The organism is Microseira sp. BLCC-F43 (assembly GCF_041929235.1).
Taxonomy (GTDB): Bacteria; Cyanobacteriota; Cyanobacteriia; order Cyanobacteriales; family Aerosakkonemataceae; genus Microseira.
This window is the reverse complement of record NZ_JBHFNP010000240.1, coordinates 24,995-40,254: the sequence shown is the minus strand read 5'-3', so window position 1 is coordinate 40,254 and position 15,260 is coordinate 24,995. Positions and strand designations below refer to the sequence as shown.

Genomic DNA, 15,260 nt, shown 5'->3' with positions numbered 1-15,260 from the left:
CTAAGTTAAGTCTGGCTAAGGCTTCCCGTTCACTGGGTTGAGCAATCAACTCAATTCCTAAATTTAAATGCCCGACAATATCAAACAGCTTTTCCTCTTTTTCTATCTCTGATAAGTTTTGTTGGAGTAGTTTTCCGATTTGGAGATGAGTTGCCTGTTTTCGCTCTTCAGGAATCAAGGAATAAGCTGCTTGCTGAACGCGATCGTGCAAGAATTTATAGGGTACAGAAATATCATGCTGTGCTGTTTCTGCATCTCGGCTCTGGAAGAACTTGTAGGTTTGAGAGATGGGGATAATCAAGCCTTCCTGCAACCCTTTCCACAGGGCAGTAGCGGTATCGGTTGGGGATTGCTCCGAGATGATCGCCAATGTGTTCAAATCAAACTGTGCGCCAATACAAGCGGCAAGTTTAAGGACTGTTTGGGTTTCTGCTGGCAACTTCCGGAGTTGAGTCGCCATGAATTCCACAACATCGTCAGTCAGGGAGAGCGTACGCACCTGAGCCAGATCGCACTGCCAAACACCTGTACCGTAGTCAAAAGTAATGTAACCTTCCTGGTGCAATCCCTTGAGAAACTGCGTGGTGAAAAATGGATTGCCCTGGGTTTTCTGATATACCCATTCGGTGAGCGGTTGCGCCACCTGGGGCCAACAACCGAGGGTGTCAGCTACCATCTGATTGATGTGAGTCTGATGCAAGGGTGGCAGTGTAATCGTATTGACAGTTGCACCTGTCTTCACCAATTCATCCACGGTCAGCATCAAGGGATGAGCAGGCGAGACTTCGTTATCCCGATAAGCTCCCAACAACAGCAAATGCCCCCGCTCTTCCATCAGCAGTTTCACCAAGCGCACCGAAGCCGAGTCCGCCCATTGCAAGTCATCTAAAAACATCACCAGTGGGTGTTCTGGCGTTGTAAAGACAGCAATAAACTTTTGGAACAACAAGTTAAACCGATTCTGTGCTGCCGTTCCCGACAGTTCTGGCACCGGGGGTTGTGACTCAATCACCCATTCCAGTTCTGGAATCACCTCAATCAGTACCTGACCATTATCGCCAACAGCTTCCAGAATCCTGGTTTTCCACTCTTGCAGTTGCCGATCGGACTCAGACAAGAGTTGCCGCATCAAATCCCGCAATGCCTGCACAAAGGCAGAGAGGGGAATGTTGCGATTGAATTGGTCGAATTTCCCTTTGATGAAATAGCCGCGCTGCCGGACAATCGGTTTGTGAACTTCATTGACAACAGCCGTTTTACCAACGCCAGAGAATCCCGCCACCAACATTAATTCGGCGTTGCCAAAGGCAATTCGTTCAAACGCTGCCAGCAAAGTTTCCACTTCCCCTTCCCGTCCGTAGAGTTTTTCGGGAATGATAAAGCGATCGCACAGATCCCGCGTCCCAATCTCAAAGGGTTCGATCTGCCCTGTTTGTTGCAACTGATGCAAACAGATTTTTAAGTCATAGTTAGTCAAAATATAGGCAAATATTACATCAGCCTGGAAACCATTGCAGATTTCCCCTTCGTTTTGACTTAGAGCGGTGTGACCCGCCTGGGCTGAACTACGCAGCTCTCTATCCCGTCAGCAAAAGCATTCGGGATTGCTTTTCGTAAAATATTATACGAGCCATTCACATCGGCATTAATTAGCTCTCCATTGTGCCTTTTGTATAAACCGCGTGTCATGCGTTTTCCACTGAAGATAACATTATCACCACGCTTTTCTCCGTAAACAGGCATGAAATCGCCATCTTTAAAACTGGACGCAGATGTGTAAGACTCTTCGGTTAATAAAACTTTAATGCCTACGATTGAACATTTGTAAGTCAGCATTTTAACGAACCGCAAGTGAGGCACATTGACAAAATTTTGATTATTCTGTTTTCCCAGATTGATTTCATTTTTCCATTGGGAATTGTAACCGATAACCAAAGTGCCTTGAGTATGTGCCACTAAACAATCTACGAGCAGCGAGCTGGCGGCGTGCAGATAATTATCAATCAATGAATTACGACAGCGAGTTAGACGCCTAATTCTTTGAGAACTTTGCCGATTTCCCTTAAGTTGAGATTGCAGAGCCGATTTTTTCTTGTTGTAGAACTGATTGATACTTTTGAGCGGACGTCCGTTAATCAGTAAAGGGATGAATCCTTTCTGATTTGATGTTAACGCGGCTAAATTATTCAATCCCAAGTCAATCGCTGCTATAGAGGCGCCTGGGGAAGTGGGGGACTCTTGTTGCTCATAAATCACCTCGATTACATAACTATCGCATTGCGGGACTACCCTGACCTGTCTGAGGTGAGTACCACTGACAGTTGTCTTGAACTCAATTGATGTACCAGAGAGCTTAATTCTGCCTTGATTTAGGGCGGTTTTAGATACAGCCTGACTGGTGTAAATTAGTAGGTTCCGTCCTTTACTTTTATGCTTGTACTTTGGTATAGATGGCATCCCTGTGAATGATTGGGGATGCTTTTTATATTCACTTCTAGCCGCAAAAAAAGATTGCCAATTGCGGTCTAGTACCATTAAAATCTGCTGGCTGACTTTGGCGGGTAATGCTTTGTAAGTGGCATGGGATTTCATCAGATTATACATGGCGGCGTAGTTCAAATATCCCCAGCCATAAATAAAGTTTTGCCGCAGCGTGTAGTTAGCTGCGTTGTACAGGTTCTTTGAGGCAAAGCACAATGCGTCTAACTGTTTAAAAAACTTATGACCAGATTTGATGATGTGCCTTTCTGCTAACTGCATTCGTCTTCTCCCTCCGATTGCAATTGTTGCATAATTTTTTCCGTTTTTCTTTTGGCTCTTCTCAACCCGTATAATCTTGAACAAAATGATGTAATCACAGATGCGAAATCTGCCATTAAGTCATCTCGATCGTTCTTGGCAGCATTCACTACCTCAAGTCTTCTGCCAGTCTGACTCAGTAAAACTTGTATATAGTTAGCACCAAATCGGGTCAGACGGTCTTTGTGTTCGACTACTAAAACTGTAAAATTCTTATCTGTTAGGACTGCTGTTAGCTTTTTCCGGTTATCGTTTAAACCGCTACCAATCTCTTCTACTACTTTGTAGATTTTGTATCCTCTGGCTGTGGCATAGTTCACTAATCTTTCCGATTGTCTGTGCAGATTATCTTTATTTTCTGAACTAGAAACCCTAGCATATATACATGCAACTTCCTCTTGATTTTTTTCTGCATGTCTTTCTTGTTCTCTCACAATTACCGTGCCTGTTGGCAGCTGGTAGGCATCTAGAAGACCCTGCTTCCATAGCCGCCAAGCAGTGTGATAACTGACTCCTAGTTTTTTGGCATACTCAGACAGCTTCATGACCACCGATGTTAGTCTGAAGCTATTCTAACATATCTGCTAAAGATTGCAAATACTTGCTAATATTTTAAGTGACTTGTTTCAATACTTCAAACCCAAGGCACTCTGATACCGCTCTTCGGCGTTCTTTGCCATCAGTTTGGCGACAATTTGACCGATAACCTTGGGAATCTCCGGTTTCATCTCACACAGATCGGGAATCGGTTTGGCGATGTGGCAATGTACCAGTTCCATCGGATCTGCCGATTGAAAAGGTAACTCTCCTGCCAACAGTTCAAAGAACATCACACCCAAGGCATAGAAATCGCTGCGGTAGTCAATCTTGCGATTCATCCGCCCCGTTTGTTCCGGCGCGAGATACGCCAGGGTTCCTTCCAACACATTGGGGTGTTTGACTTCTTCGGTTTATTGGGGAAGCAATGAGGCGATACTGAAGTCGATGAGCTGAATTTGTTTGGATTGGGGATGAATCAGAATGTTGGCAGGTTTGATATCTTTGTGGATGACCCGGTGTTGATACAACTCGTGCAGGATTTCAGTCATTTGCAGCGCCAGCACCTGGAATTCATTCAGCGACAGCTCGTGGTTTTGAAGATAGTTCCGCAGCGAAATTCCGCCCCAATCCTCCATGACTAAGGCGTAGCTGTTGCCGTATGTTTCTAAGGCTAAAGGTTGGACAATTCCCGGCATATCGAGATTTTTGGTAATGGTATATTGATTGCGAAACTGCACCAACTCGCTGAAAGTGGGGTACTCGTTCCGTAAAAATTTGATCGCAACAGATCGAGCGTCGGTGGTACGATTGGCACGATAAACTAGGGTGCGAGTGCCTTCATAGAGTGGTTCCCAGAGGCTGTAGCCGGGAAGACTTTTCATCTGATTTATCTAGCTTTTGACAGGATTTTCTTATTTTAATATCCTCTGTTAGCTCTCCCGCACAATTGAGCCGAATCACAACTGCTGCGTGAATCTTGATTTGTTAATTATTGGCTTCTATTTATTGACACAATTGATTTTTGACCCGTTCTTTCAATATATCGCTTTCCTTCATGCCCTCAACAGTCTTGTTTGGTCTTGGGTTCATTGTTTTCTTAAAAAATGTTAAGCTGAAAAATATGTTATTCAAGGTTTTATGGGAATCTATATCGTCAATTTTGTCGCGCTTCCGACTAGATGATCGCAGGTTCAGGACTTACGAAAAAACCCGGTTTCTCCGAAATATCGTGGGGTTCCAGTCGAGAGATTGACGCATAAACCGGGTTTTTTGCGCTTAATTGACCCCCATATTTACTTACGCAAAGAAACTTTGGCGCTCTGAAAAATCCTTGGGAAAGGCAACCAGAGATATGCCTCCCTTCCGCGCTCGCGAACGAGGTCGAAACCGGGTTGCTGGCAACGCCATTGCGTAAGTTATGTTAGTTAAATTTGACCTAGAAATCACTGCGGTAGTCAATCCCCCGATTCATCCGTCCGGTTTGTTCTGGGGAAATATAGGCCAGCGTGCCTTCGAGTCGATGGGGATTTTTGATTTCTGGCGTTTCTTTGGGCAATAGTGAGGCGATGGAAAAGTCAATTAACTTAACTTGTTTTGAGCAATCCTGTCGCCCAAGCACCAATTGTAATGACTGCGTAACATGCTTACCCAATGCCCCATTCTTTGGCACTGGGTGTTGTTTGGCCTCAGTTTTTAAACGTAATTTGTTAGCAATTTACTTTGGCCTTTTGTGGCCGAAAATTACTGTTGTGTTAAATTAGCTTTTCTTGTGAAAATACACAAAAAAAAGTAATTTGAATTAACATTTGGATTGGCTCAACGTGTAAAATTCGCGAGAATTTAGTCTCGCGCGGTCACCTTGGTCTAAAGACACGGGGTTTTCCCAGAGTATTCTATAATGAGGAGAGAGTGGAACTTTATTGTTTGTGCTTAACTATTTTCCCAAAAGCTAGAGCCAAGACAGTACTAATTCCCAGGAGAGAAGATGGTTCTGGGACATCTTTTGGTCTTGCTACAGCATAGTATAAGGATATCTTCCCGGCAGTTCCAATTGTGCTTAACTGGTTATCTCTAATGTCTGGAAATCCTACTGCGGCTGCATCGACTTGTGTGAAAGGATGGTCATAAATAAAGTAGGGTGACGTTCCACCGTCGATAGGGATTTACACTTCCAAACTTATCAAAGGGTATAGAACATGACGACTCTATGAATCCACCGCAGTCATATATTTGGCTGGCTGCGTCGAGAGCTAGAGAATCGCCTGAAAAAGTTCCAGTAAACCAAGGCTGCGCTTCAAGTAAAGCTTGCAGATCGGGGTCTAGGTTTGAGGTGTTAAAAAAACTGGATTTAAAATCAATCTCATATGTGATTCCCCCTAGTTTTATATCGGGTATATTTGAAAAGGCTTTGGCGGTTGTAGAACAGACTCCCACCAGGACTGCTCCAGCTATTGCAGAAAGGCTGTACTTAAACATAAGATTTACTGATGCAGTTATTTTCAAATAAAAGTTCACCCAAAAATCAATCTTCATCAACTATTCAAATATCTAATTTATATAAATACTTATTAAATATACTAAACAGCCAATGTAAACAAAAAGCAATAATCACTGAAAACCCCTGACAGATTAAAGATTTTTTCAGAAAAATAAATTAATTAAAAGCAGTATAGATGAATGGTTGTAAACCGTAAAAAGCCATTACGCTACAACAACGAAAATTCGTTCAATAACATAAATAAAATTTATAAGTATCTCAAAATCCAGCATACGGATCGGCTTCACACGAACTTCATAAAAGTGGAATACGCTTAAGTATAAATGCTCATTTAGAGGGAGAGATCGCCTTTCTGATACCGCTCAAAGCGCGATCGCACTCCTAGTACCTTGAGAGAATTTGTCTCATCTGCATAAGGTGAGACTGACCCAGAGGTAATTGTAAGTGGACTTATAATAGCCCCACGCTACCCCTAGCCGTGGGTGTTTTTTTGTCTGTCCGGGGGAAGTGCGATCGCCTTTCTGATACCTGTGAAAGCGCGATCGCCTTTCTGACACCTCTCAAAGCGCGAGCGCCATTCTGTTAAATTAAAAGCGCCCGTATTTCTAACAGTGACTTTACCGACGTGAGTACCAGCGTGTTTTCCTTTTGGTACAATTGCTTTTACCATATCCCCAGGATCGCTTTACAATGAAGATGAGCCATCCCTCATGGGGTTTTACAGATGACCACGACAGCCGTTTCCAAATATGTCACTCGCAATCGAGATATTTTAAGCGGTGAACCCATTATCATCGGGACTCGCATATCGTTACGAATCATCGAAGATAATAATCCCGGTATCCCCTTCTCCGATAGTTAAATTTGATAAATCTGCGTTACGAACTTGATACATTCTGTCAGTAACTTGATACAGTCCTCCTAGTAGAGTGAGTTGGGACTGTCGCCATAGGCTAGGATTAACCGTATCGGGAGCCGGTGCGTCTTCTTTGATAAAGTCGGTAAAACGGCTAATATCCCAAACTGCTAACCCTTGACTGTTTTTAATTACCGCATTCTCAGGCAGAGGAGGAATAAAACCCCGCTGAGCATCTTCAAAGTCTTGGGTATTCTGGAAGGGAAGTTTGTTTAATACTTGAGCATTAACCGTCTAGGTGACAGTTGTTGCGTCTTTTCTGCGATCGCTCATATTTGATTCCTTTTAAGTGCAGGCAAATATTGCAATTGTTCCTATATGGTAGAGCAACTTTTGTCAAGCTGTCTCATCCTCTTATTTATCAGACTGCAATCCCTGGACAGCTTCTGATATCATGTTTGTTTGATTACCCATAGTTATGACGCTCCGCGGGGACTCGGGGACACTCTGACGCGGAGAGTTTTAATTAGGGGTGATTTGCCGGACAGCTTCTGAATTCAAAAAATTATAACGTCTTGACCAAAAAACGGAATCAGGCCATCGAAGTTCCAATCGGTATTGTTTGCAAAGTTTTCTTAGATATTGTATAAACTCGTTTCGTCTATGACGAGCGTAATTTTCAAGAGCAAGTGAATCACCGTTGTGGTAATCGATCAAACAAACTCCAGCACGGCAACCGCTAAGAAGTGCCTGATAACTTCCTTGTGATGATAGCGGATCGTAAGTTTGCGCTGCGTCGCCGCAGGCAACCCAACACTTTCCTACAGCTCGATGGAGGGTGCTTGTTGACGCAAAGGTTACGCCATAGGCTGAGATATTCGAAATTGAGTGACCTGCTAAAATGCTTTGGATTGCTGGTGCTTCGAGAATACGTTTCTCCATCACATGTTTGATACTAATTTCAGAACCAGTTTTGAGAAGATCGCCATCTGTAAAAAAGCATAAAAGCCGCTGATTTCCGACTCTAACAGTGAAAAGCCAACCGGACTCTAACGCATCAATTCTAACGGTTTTATCCGGATCATATTCAGTTGGAAATATGAGCCAGTGAGCCACTAATTTATCCACAACTATTCGCTTCGCGCCTAAACGCCGCGCAACTGTTGCCCCATATCCAGATGCCTCAATTAGAAAATTAGTAGTAATGTCAAAGTTTTTGGTACCTCCGATAGTTAGATGCCAACGGTCTTGACTACGTTTTATATCAACGGCGCTAGCCTCAAAGATTTTAATACCTTGGGCAGTGGCAGATTTACGTAGAGCCATATCAAAATGATGGCGATTTATCAGCCAGTTTCCGCTCTCCGCTCGTTTCATGACTGATTCCCAAGCAACTTGCTCAGATCCCCATGAAGAGACGTGTGCCGTGATACGGTATTCACAACTGTCTTTGAGTGCATCTGTCAGTCCGAGTTGCTGCAAGATGGGTTCTACGCGGGGAGAAAGCGTTTCCCAGCATGGTTTAGTGGCTCTGGGAAACGCTTGAGGTTTACAAATGAGGGCAATGTTCGCCCCTGCTTGGCTTAAAACCATTGAGGCGGCGATACCTGCTGGACCTGCACCAAAAATGCAGACATCAAAGTTTTGCATGATTTTCGTGCCAGCTATGAAAGCTGATATCTATTCAGTTGGATCAATGCACTGCTCCCATGCCGTATTCTTGCAGTGAACTACCTACACCGCCCTAAACGGGTCGGTGTAGGCTTCTAACTTCACAGCCCGCAGCCCTTTCACCTCGCGGCTATCCGGTCTTACACAGGCTCCATTAGCAGAGACGGGGTTCCCTCCGCCTACAGTTAATATCCGAATGCCTTCGTTCCTGATATTCAACGCAGCATTGCCATCGCGGTCATGATGAATACCACAGGAAGGGCAACTCCACTCCCTGACATCAAGCGGCAAATTTTCCATAACATAACCGCAACAAGAACACATTTTAGAACTGGGGAAAAACCGATCGACTTCTATCAACTTGCCTGCTTTTCGCTCTAGCTTGTATGCCAGAAAATTGACGAACATTCCCCATCCAGCATCGGATATTGCTTTTGACAGCTTTCGGTTCCGTACCATTCCCTTAACGTTGAGATTTTCCACAACGATGACTTGGCTTTCGTTTACCAACTTTCTGCTAAGTTTATGCCATAAATCTTGGCGGGCATTTGATACTCCTTCGTAAACCTTAGCTACAATCCTCCTGAATTTTGCCCTGGTTTTACTTCCTTTAGTTTGGCGAGCCAGCTTTTGCTGCTTTCTCGCCAAGTTCTTTTCATGGCGTTTTAGATGTTTAGGATTGGCGTACTTTGTCACTGTTTCACCATCATGAACGATCGCGAACTCTTTGACTCCCAGATCTATGCCAATAATCTTACCCTCACATGAGCGACTCTCAGATTCGGTTTCGCATAAAAGAAGCGAGGCGAAGTACTTGCCTGATGGAGTCTTGCTAATCGTTACTGTTTTAATCCTCCCTACTAATTGACGGTGGAATACAGCTTTAATTTCTCCAATCTTAGGGACGGACAGAAAATTCCCCTTGCTCACAACATTTTGGGGATATTGAATCGACTGTTTCCCATGCTTGGATTTGAACTTAGGAAATTTAGCCCTCCCCTGAAAAAAGTTGGTAAAGGCTCTATTGAGGTTAATTGCTACGCACTGCAAAACAGCAGAGTAGCAATCTTCTTTCAACCAAAGGAATTCTTTCTTTAGTTGAGGTAGCATTCCCTTGTAGGCAGCAAGCTTCAAGCTTTTGCCTGTTTGTTGATAGTGCTGAATGCAGGCATTTAAGGCAAAATTCCAATACCACCTGCTACATCCAAAGGCTCTGGACAGAACCAGTTCTTGTTCAGGTGTTGGATAGAGGCGCACTTTAACTGCCGTCAGCACTTTAACCAATTCCCCCTCAATCAGCGTTATTGATTTATTGTACACTTAAGTATGGCATAACGCTAGAGACTGTTTATGAAAAATGATTTTGTCAGCAAGGGCAGCTCTGTCAGTGACTTAAAACTTCACCTGGTGCTAACCACCAAGTATCGTCGCCAAGCTATCACTGCCCTTGATGTTGGAGCTATTGCACGCTATCCTGGCAGATCTGCTGGCATAGTGGGATTGCAAGCTGATTGAGTTCAATGGTGAATCTGACCACGTACACGTACTATTTCAGTACCACCCGGCTCTGGAACTCAGCACTTTAATTGGCAATATTAAATCTACAACTTCTCGTAGACTGAGACAGGAGTTCTCTGAGCATTTAAAGCGGTTTTACACCAAGGATGTTTTTTGGAATGGCTCGTATTTTGTCGCTAGTTGCGGTGGTATTACTATTTCAACTTTGAAAAAATATATCGAATCGCAAGATAGTCCCTCAATTAGCGATTTTTGCGCTGTCCCCCTCCCTTTTTCTGTTGCACAGAAATTCGGTCTCTTGACGCGCAAAAATCGCTCCGTCATTCATCCCACGCTGCCTTATCAGGTCAGTCGTGGGATGAATGACGGATTTAGCTAAACCATTCAGAGACAGGCAAAGGTGTATTGTCAGCTTCTGGTGATTTCAGCTTGTAACGAGCATGACCGTGTGCTGCTATTGCCTGTGACCTCAGTTCTGTTAAAAGCATGAGCATGGCTTCACCTTTACCAATGTAACGCTTCGATGCTGTCGTATCGCCTTCCTTACCCAGCCAAATCACCCAATCTCGCCATGCATCTAAATCTTCCTTGTCGAAAATCTTATACATGGGTCCGTTAAATGAGGTGAGATGGCTCAATAGTCCACTACGATCTGGATCGCCTGGTTCAATCCACGGTGAATGAGCTAACTCTTCCAAAAATAGTGGAGGATCGTCGAACATGTCGTTGATGCGGAAACCGCCTATTTTCTTATTAAGGTGGTTGAGGTTTCCATAGGGACGTTTACGACGCATAATCTCAGCAATGCGATCCGCAGGTGTTCCGGGATATGCTGACTCAATTGCATCATCAGATTGACCTGCATCATTGCTATATATTCCATTGCCACCCAAGGCAAAGGCTACAAATCCAGTCCAGATTCGTCGCCAAATCTGTTGCATAGCTGCTGGACCACTTTCTTTAAGAATGCGATCGAGATAAAGTTCTACAGCCCGTTTAGCTTGGTGACCATGCCCTTCAGTTGCATTATCAATTGCCACATGCATTCGGTAAAAGTGGCTATCAATACCGAGATAATCTGACAAATTAACGATTGGAACTAAACTTAAAACTTCCCATTCCAGGAAGAGAGTCATGCCCAAAATTTCCGGTAAAAACTCTTTGGAATGCTGAGAGATAGCAAGTTGGAATACAGCCCCAATGTAAAAGATTTCAGGAATATCCGGATTATCAGCATAAGCCCTAGAGTTTACGTCTGGTAGCCATTGCCCCAGGCTTTGAAGCAACGTAGTGTATAAGTTACCGTGATGAAGAGAGGGATTTCCATTACCAATTTCATCACTCCAGATGTCGAAGAGTAACCCATGCATTTCATCAGACGGACCAGCTTTTGCAATATTGCGTAACCATGCACCATCTGTTTGATTGAAAGGTGCGCGATGGACAAGCCCTTGAATCCTATCTGCACGATTAATAGGTTGAGACCAAGGCTGAGGATTTTGTGCCCCAGCACGCAATATTTCATAAATTTCTTCAAGTTTGGCATTGAAATTAGCTTCGTTGTATTCAACAAATGATTCAGGATGATCTTTTTCCTGTAACCCTAGCTGCTCAATAAAGCCATCTGCTTGTTTTAGAAAAGTTTGTGCCAATTCTTTTGCGTAAGGAACAAAATCCGGATATTTCTCGATATTCATCAAGAAATAGAAGTAATCCCGGAAAGAAAGTCCATCATAGCGACTGCGCTCAGTCTCTACGAGTACGGTAATTTCATTGTCTTGTCCGTCGCGATCCTGAACGGTCTTTTTCTTCTCCACCACAAAACCAAGTGAATTCCACTTATCGACCATATCCATATCACCGGATTGGTTTAAATGACGAAGATATAGGATATCCAGCATGATGCTGGTCATGTCAGCGAATCGCAATCGCTTAAATGTATCAGAAGCAATTGAGAAATCTTCTGGAGAGGCAGATTCAATAGAATTAACGGCTCCAACATCTGCACTGATAGATTCATAGTACTCATGAACTGTATTTTTTGCAGCTGGATGCTCTGTAAGCACAGTCTTCACCATTTCTGAGATCTGCTCTGAAATGGCTTGGGTATAGGTACTTACAACTTTAATTGCCTCTGTTCCATTAGCTGTACAATAACTCGACCAAGATGAGCGTAGTTCACTAGGGGATATAGGTAGTTCTGGTTGCTTGTCTTTTCCCTTACCTGGCTCAGAAAAAACTATTTCAGGTGATGGCACTACCAAATGGAAATATCGCCCAGCAAACTGGTCTAATATTTCTTGAGTCAGGAATTGAAGTCGCCAAGGCGAGGGCAATCTCTCAATATATTTCACGCTTTCGAGCGAAACATCTGTATAGTTGGCGGCTGGAGTTCTGACGAACAAGGAGCTAGAAATTAGATTAGTTCGTCCGCTAATATATTGCTCGATGCTTTCTCCATTTTGGGGTTCTGGCAACAATCGGGCTTGGAGAAATTTACCCGATGGTCGAGAACTACCAAGTCCCCGATCCCATTTCTTGCGATTAAAAAGTACTAATTCAAATTGCTGCTTATAGTCACCTACAGTTTCTTCTTCAAAACTGGAGAAAATTTCGTCGAAGTCTTCGTCAACAACAACATCATCTGGTCGCTGGGCAGGCCACCAATGGTCGCGGCACTCGTAAAAGTCTGCTTGCCAAGGTAAAGCCATATATTTTGTCACGTCACCTGGTTCTAGCACCTCATCATTTAGACGGTAAACTTCCTTATATAAACCCGGATGTCTGGCAATTGCAGTCATCTCGATTCCTGGAAAAAATGCACCACCAGCGCACTGTTCAAGCACTGTTCTGGTTAGCTTAAAAGGAAGACTTTCTGCTTTGTCCGTACTATCTTTTGCTTTTGATTGAATGAAACATCCCTCACTCCATGCCTTAAGACGTGCATATTGCAGATGAGTGACTGTAAGCCATGTTGAAGCATCTCCAGTCGATTGATCGCCTTCATCCCCTGAAAATGGCGGCATATAAAAGGCACTCGCTTGTTTCTTTGCCTTCTCTTCAGCAGCATCCCGATCGGGGAATGGGGTCAAAGGACGTTCATATATGGGAACGCGAATCATCTCAAAGATGTGTTTACGCAGTTTCTGCCCTTCTTTACTAGATGGGTCTCCTAATCCCCCATTTGAATCCGCTTGAAAATCTCCAGGTTTCTGAAATCCATGTCCGCGTAGCGCGATGTCATTTACCCAGCGATAACCAAACATTCGGTCAAAGATTGGTTTAATATCTTCGTCATAGATGACTTCATTGGTTCCACGGGGTGTACGAAATTCTTGGGTGAGTAGTTCTTGATGATTGTGAGCAACCTCTTCCATCACGTCGAACATCGTCACTAAGTTCTTATTGTCAGGTGCAAAATCAGGGGGAGCAACAATAACCCAAGCAGCTCCACGCACTTCTACTGGCTTTTTGCCCTCGTTTAGAACAACTTCTGCCTTGACATAGCCATCGCTGGTATCGTCAAACCAATCATCATTGTTGGCATAGCTGCGAATCCAACGACTTGCTTTAATGCTATTACCATTCTCATCGATCGCATCTGACTCACCATGTCCTCCAAAAACAAGCAGTCTGCCATCGTCATCTGTACGCAGTTCTCCTAAATAGACTGGGCGAGTCCCTTTAAACTTTCCAATGAATTGATACTGATGCTCTTGCTTATTAATCTCAGTTTTAAGCGATGTACCAGAAATTTGCAGATCATCGGTTGTAATTTCCAGCTTGCTAGCTCGAGCATCGGTTGGTTTATACTTAGCACCTATCGGAGCTTCTGGATGATATTCCAATTGCCCGATCGTGTTGTTTCTAATTCCTGCTTCATTCAGAGCGAGAGTACCTTGAAATGCATCAAGTGCATTCTTTGTACCAGAATATTGAAACCAAGCTGCTTTTTTATTGGCTAGTTGAGCTTTCCAGGTAATCGTTGCTTCCTTACTTGTTAACTCTCCAAGGAAATTACCATCTTTGTCAAAAGCATAGATACGGAATCGTGCCACCTGCCGTTTAATTTTTCCAGAGGGATCGCGGAACGTAAAATCCTCCTGCTTGTGTGCTTGGTCGTCAAAACACTCTGGTCCAATGAAATAGCCTTCTTCACTGTCTCCCAAACGGGCAATGCCAATAGGAGGAAAAATTTTGCAGTAAGCGATGGATTCCATAAGTGTCCTCAAATCTAATACAACTTAATCAACGATTTGTTCGGTAACTGCCACTATTTACTGTTAAGCATTTTCAAATCAGACCAGCTATTTCATTAGCTGGTTTGTAACAAACTACACGGCTTTTTTTGCAAGACCCGGAATAATTACCAGAAATTCACGATTTTTATTAAAACTTTATACTTGGCGATCGCACTCCAGAATGAGCCAAATCTACTGTTTACCCGGCTTCACTGAGTCCTTGACAGAGAAACTGGTCAACATCCGGTTTATCTTCTGCAACTAAGATACCCACGATACTCAATAGTAAGTTTCACAGATCGTAAGCCACCAGCATGAAATATCTTGATGATCTCTGAGATTTTCAACGGCGGTGAGATATAAAACACCAGTAAAATGCACCCTCTTATATCCAAACGAACTGGTGAGGCTTTTTAGGGCGATGTTGATAGTAAAGATCGAGGGCAGCTTTAGCAGTTTCGGTGCTAATCAGCGGAGCGAAGATAATAATCCCGGTATCCCCTTTTCCGATAGTTAAATTTGATAAATCTGCGTTACGGACTTGATACATTCTGTCAGTAACTTGATACAGTCCTCCTAGTAGAGTGAGTTGAGACTGTCGCCATAGGCTGGGATTAACCTAGGACTTACGCAAAGAAACTTTGGTGATACGAAAAATCGTTGGTTTGGGAACCAGAGATCAACTCTTCACCTTTGTTTCTGGCCTCTTCTTGCGTAAGTCCTGTAACCGTATCGGGAGCCGGTGCGCCTTCTGCGATCAAGTCGGTAAAACGGCTAATATCCCACATCATACTTCAATGGCTTCGGTGGCTTCGGCACCATAGCGCCTGAGTTGAGGCGTTTCTCCAGTGTCCCTTTGAAATTCTTCTTGCTAACCTTTTCTCCTAAAGCATCAGAAAGCAAGTCCCACAGTTTCTTGCCCTCATTTTTGATGTGTTGAGACGTATAACCTGCCATGCTCTCATAGCCTTTACCAGCAAGAGACTCACGCAGAATCATGCGTTGAATATCCGTTAAAGCGTTGCCAGCATAAGCAAGCAGCACTTCATCAGCGACTTGGATGGCTTCTTCTGGGGTCATTAACAATCTAGGTCAGGTTGCTGCCATTCGATTTTTGAAAGAAATGGGTTGGGGGATA

Annotated in this window: 13 protein-coding genes and 2 pseudogenes; 2 read left to right on the top strand and 13 right to left on the bottom strand. The window is 43.7% G+C overall.

The genetic code is table 11. From position 1 onward, the window contains the following. The 8 genes and pseudogenes from ACE1CM_RS32755 to ACE1CM_RS32720 all read right to left on the bottom strand — a co-directional run. Nucleotides 1-1,477: AAA family ATPase (locus ACE1CM_RS32755; protein ID WP_374883060.1), on the bottom strand; the 1,477-nt coding region annotated here is incomplete at its 3' end. A 59-nt stretch (nucleotides 1,478-1,536) separates the two neighbouring features. Continuing rightward, on the bottom strand, nucleotides 1,537-2,760 hold the full coding sequence (locus tag ACE1CM_RS32750; protein WP_374883059.1) for an RNA-guided endonuclease InsQ/TnpB family protein: 1,224 nt from the start codon (nucleotides 2,758-2,760) through the stop codon (nucleotides 1,537-1,539). Further along, nucleotides 2,751-3,350 carry an IS607 family transposase gene (locus ACE1CM_RS32745; protein ID WP_374883058.1) on the bottom strand — a complete coding sequence of 200 codons (600 nt, stop codon included), beginning with the start codon at nucleotides 3,348-3,350 and terminating at the stop codon, nucleotides 2,751-2,753. Before ACE1CM_RS32745 ends, ACE1CM_RS32750 begins: the two co-directional genes overlap by 10 nt. A 78-nt stretch (nucleotides 3,351-3,428) precedes the next feature. After that, a pseudogene (locus tag ACE1CM_RS32740) lies at nucleotides 3,429-4,220 on the bottom strand (serine/threonine protein kinase); the annotation flags it as partial. 554 nt (nucleotides 4,221-4,774) lie between these two features. Continuing rightward, entirely contained in the window at nucleotides 4,775-5,008 is a 234-nt protein-coding gene (locus tag ACE1CM_RS32735; protein ID WP_374883063.1) for a hypothetical protein, read from the bottom strand. Nucleotides 5,009-5,255: 247 nt separating this feature from the next. Continuing rightward, the gene (locus ACE1CM_RS32730) at nucleotides 5,256-5,372 is read right to left on the bottom strand and encodes a PEP-CTERM sorting domain-containing protein (RefSeq protein WP_374883062.1); all 117 of its coding nucleotides are present in this window, start codon (nucleotides 5,370-5,372) and stop codon (nucleotides 5,256-5,258) included. An 88-nt stretch (nucleotides 5,373-5,460) separates the two neighbouring features. Further along, nucleotides 5,461-5,871 carry a hypothetical protein gene (locus ACE1CM_RS32725; protein WP_374883057.1) on the bottom strand — a complete coding sequence of 137 codons (411 nt, stop codon included), beginning with the start codon at nucleotides 5,869-5,871 and terminating at the stop codon, nucleotides 5,461-5,463. 437 nt (nucleotides 5,872-6,308) lie between these two features. Further along, on the bottom strand, nucleotides 6,309-6,506 hold the full coding sequence (locus ACE1CM_RS32720) for a hypothetical protein (protein WP_374883056.1): 198 nt from the start codon (nucleotides 6,504-6,506) through the stop codon (nucleotides 6,309-6,311). Between the two features lie 54 nt (nucleotides 6,507-6,560). Here ACE1CM_RS32720 and ACE1CM_RS32715 point away from each other — a divergent pair, with 54 nt between their 5' ends. After that, entirely contained in the window at nucleotides 6,561-6,698 is a 138-nt protein-coding gene (locus tag ACE1CM_RS32715) for a hypothetical protein (protein ID WP_374883055.1), read from the top strand. Between the two features lie 516 nt (nucleotides 6,699-7,214). On the opposite strand, the gene ACE1CM_RS32710 is transcribed toward ACE1CM_RS32715, so the two are convergent. Then, on the bottom strand, nucleotides 7,215-8,342 hold the full coding sequence (locus ACE1CM_RS32710; RefSeq protein WP_374883054.1) for an NAD(P)/FAD-dependent oxidoreductase: 1,128 nt from the start codon (nucleotides 8,340-8,342) through the stop codon (nucleotides 7,215-7,217). Between the two features lie 84 nt (nucleotides 8,343-8,426). Continuing rightward, complete coding sequence (locus tag ACE1CM_RS32705; protein ID WP_374883053.1) at nucleotides 8,427-9,683, bottom strand: RNA-guided endonuclease InsQ/TnpB family protein; 1,257 nt, start codon at nucleotides 9,681-9,683, stop codon at nucleotides 8,427-8,429. Nucleotides 9,684-9,713: 30 nt separating this feature from the next. Between ACE1CM_RS32705 and tnpA the strand changes: the two are divergent. Continuing rightward, nucleotides 9,714-10,122, top strand: a pseudogene (gene tnpA, locus ACE1CM_RS32700) (IS200/IS605 family transposase); the annotation flags it as partial. 130 nt (nucleotides 10,123-10,252) lie between these two features. Here the strand turns inward: tnpA and ACE1CM_RS32695 are convergent. From ACE1CM_RS32695 to ACE1CM_RS32685, 3 genes are all read right to left on the bottom strand, one after another. Then, nucleotides 10,253-14,101, bottom strand: coding sequence for a LodA/GoxA family CTQ-dependent oxidase (locus ACE1CM_RS32695; RefSeq protein ID WP_374883052.1), 3,849 nt, complete (start codon nucleotides 14,099-14,101; stop codon nucleotides 10,253-10,255). 647 nt (nucleotides 14,102-14,748) lie between these two features. Next, nucleotides 14,749-14,913 (bottom strand): hypothetical protein, encoded by a 165-nt coding sequence (locus tag ACE1CM_RS32690; protein ID WP_374883051.1) that lies wholly within the window; start codon nucleotides 14,911-14,913, stop codon nucleotides 14,749-14,751. Further along, nucleotides 14,897-15,202 (bottom strand): hypothetical protein, encoded by a 306-nt coding sequence (locus ACE1CM_RS32685; RefSeq protein ID WP_374883050.1) that lies wholly within the window; start codon nucleotides 15,200-15,202, stop codon nucleotides 14,897-14,899. Before ACE1CM_RS32685 ends, ACE1CM_RS32690 begins: the two co-directional genes overlap by 17 nt. Nucleotides 15,203-15,260: the final 58 nt, after the last annotated feature.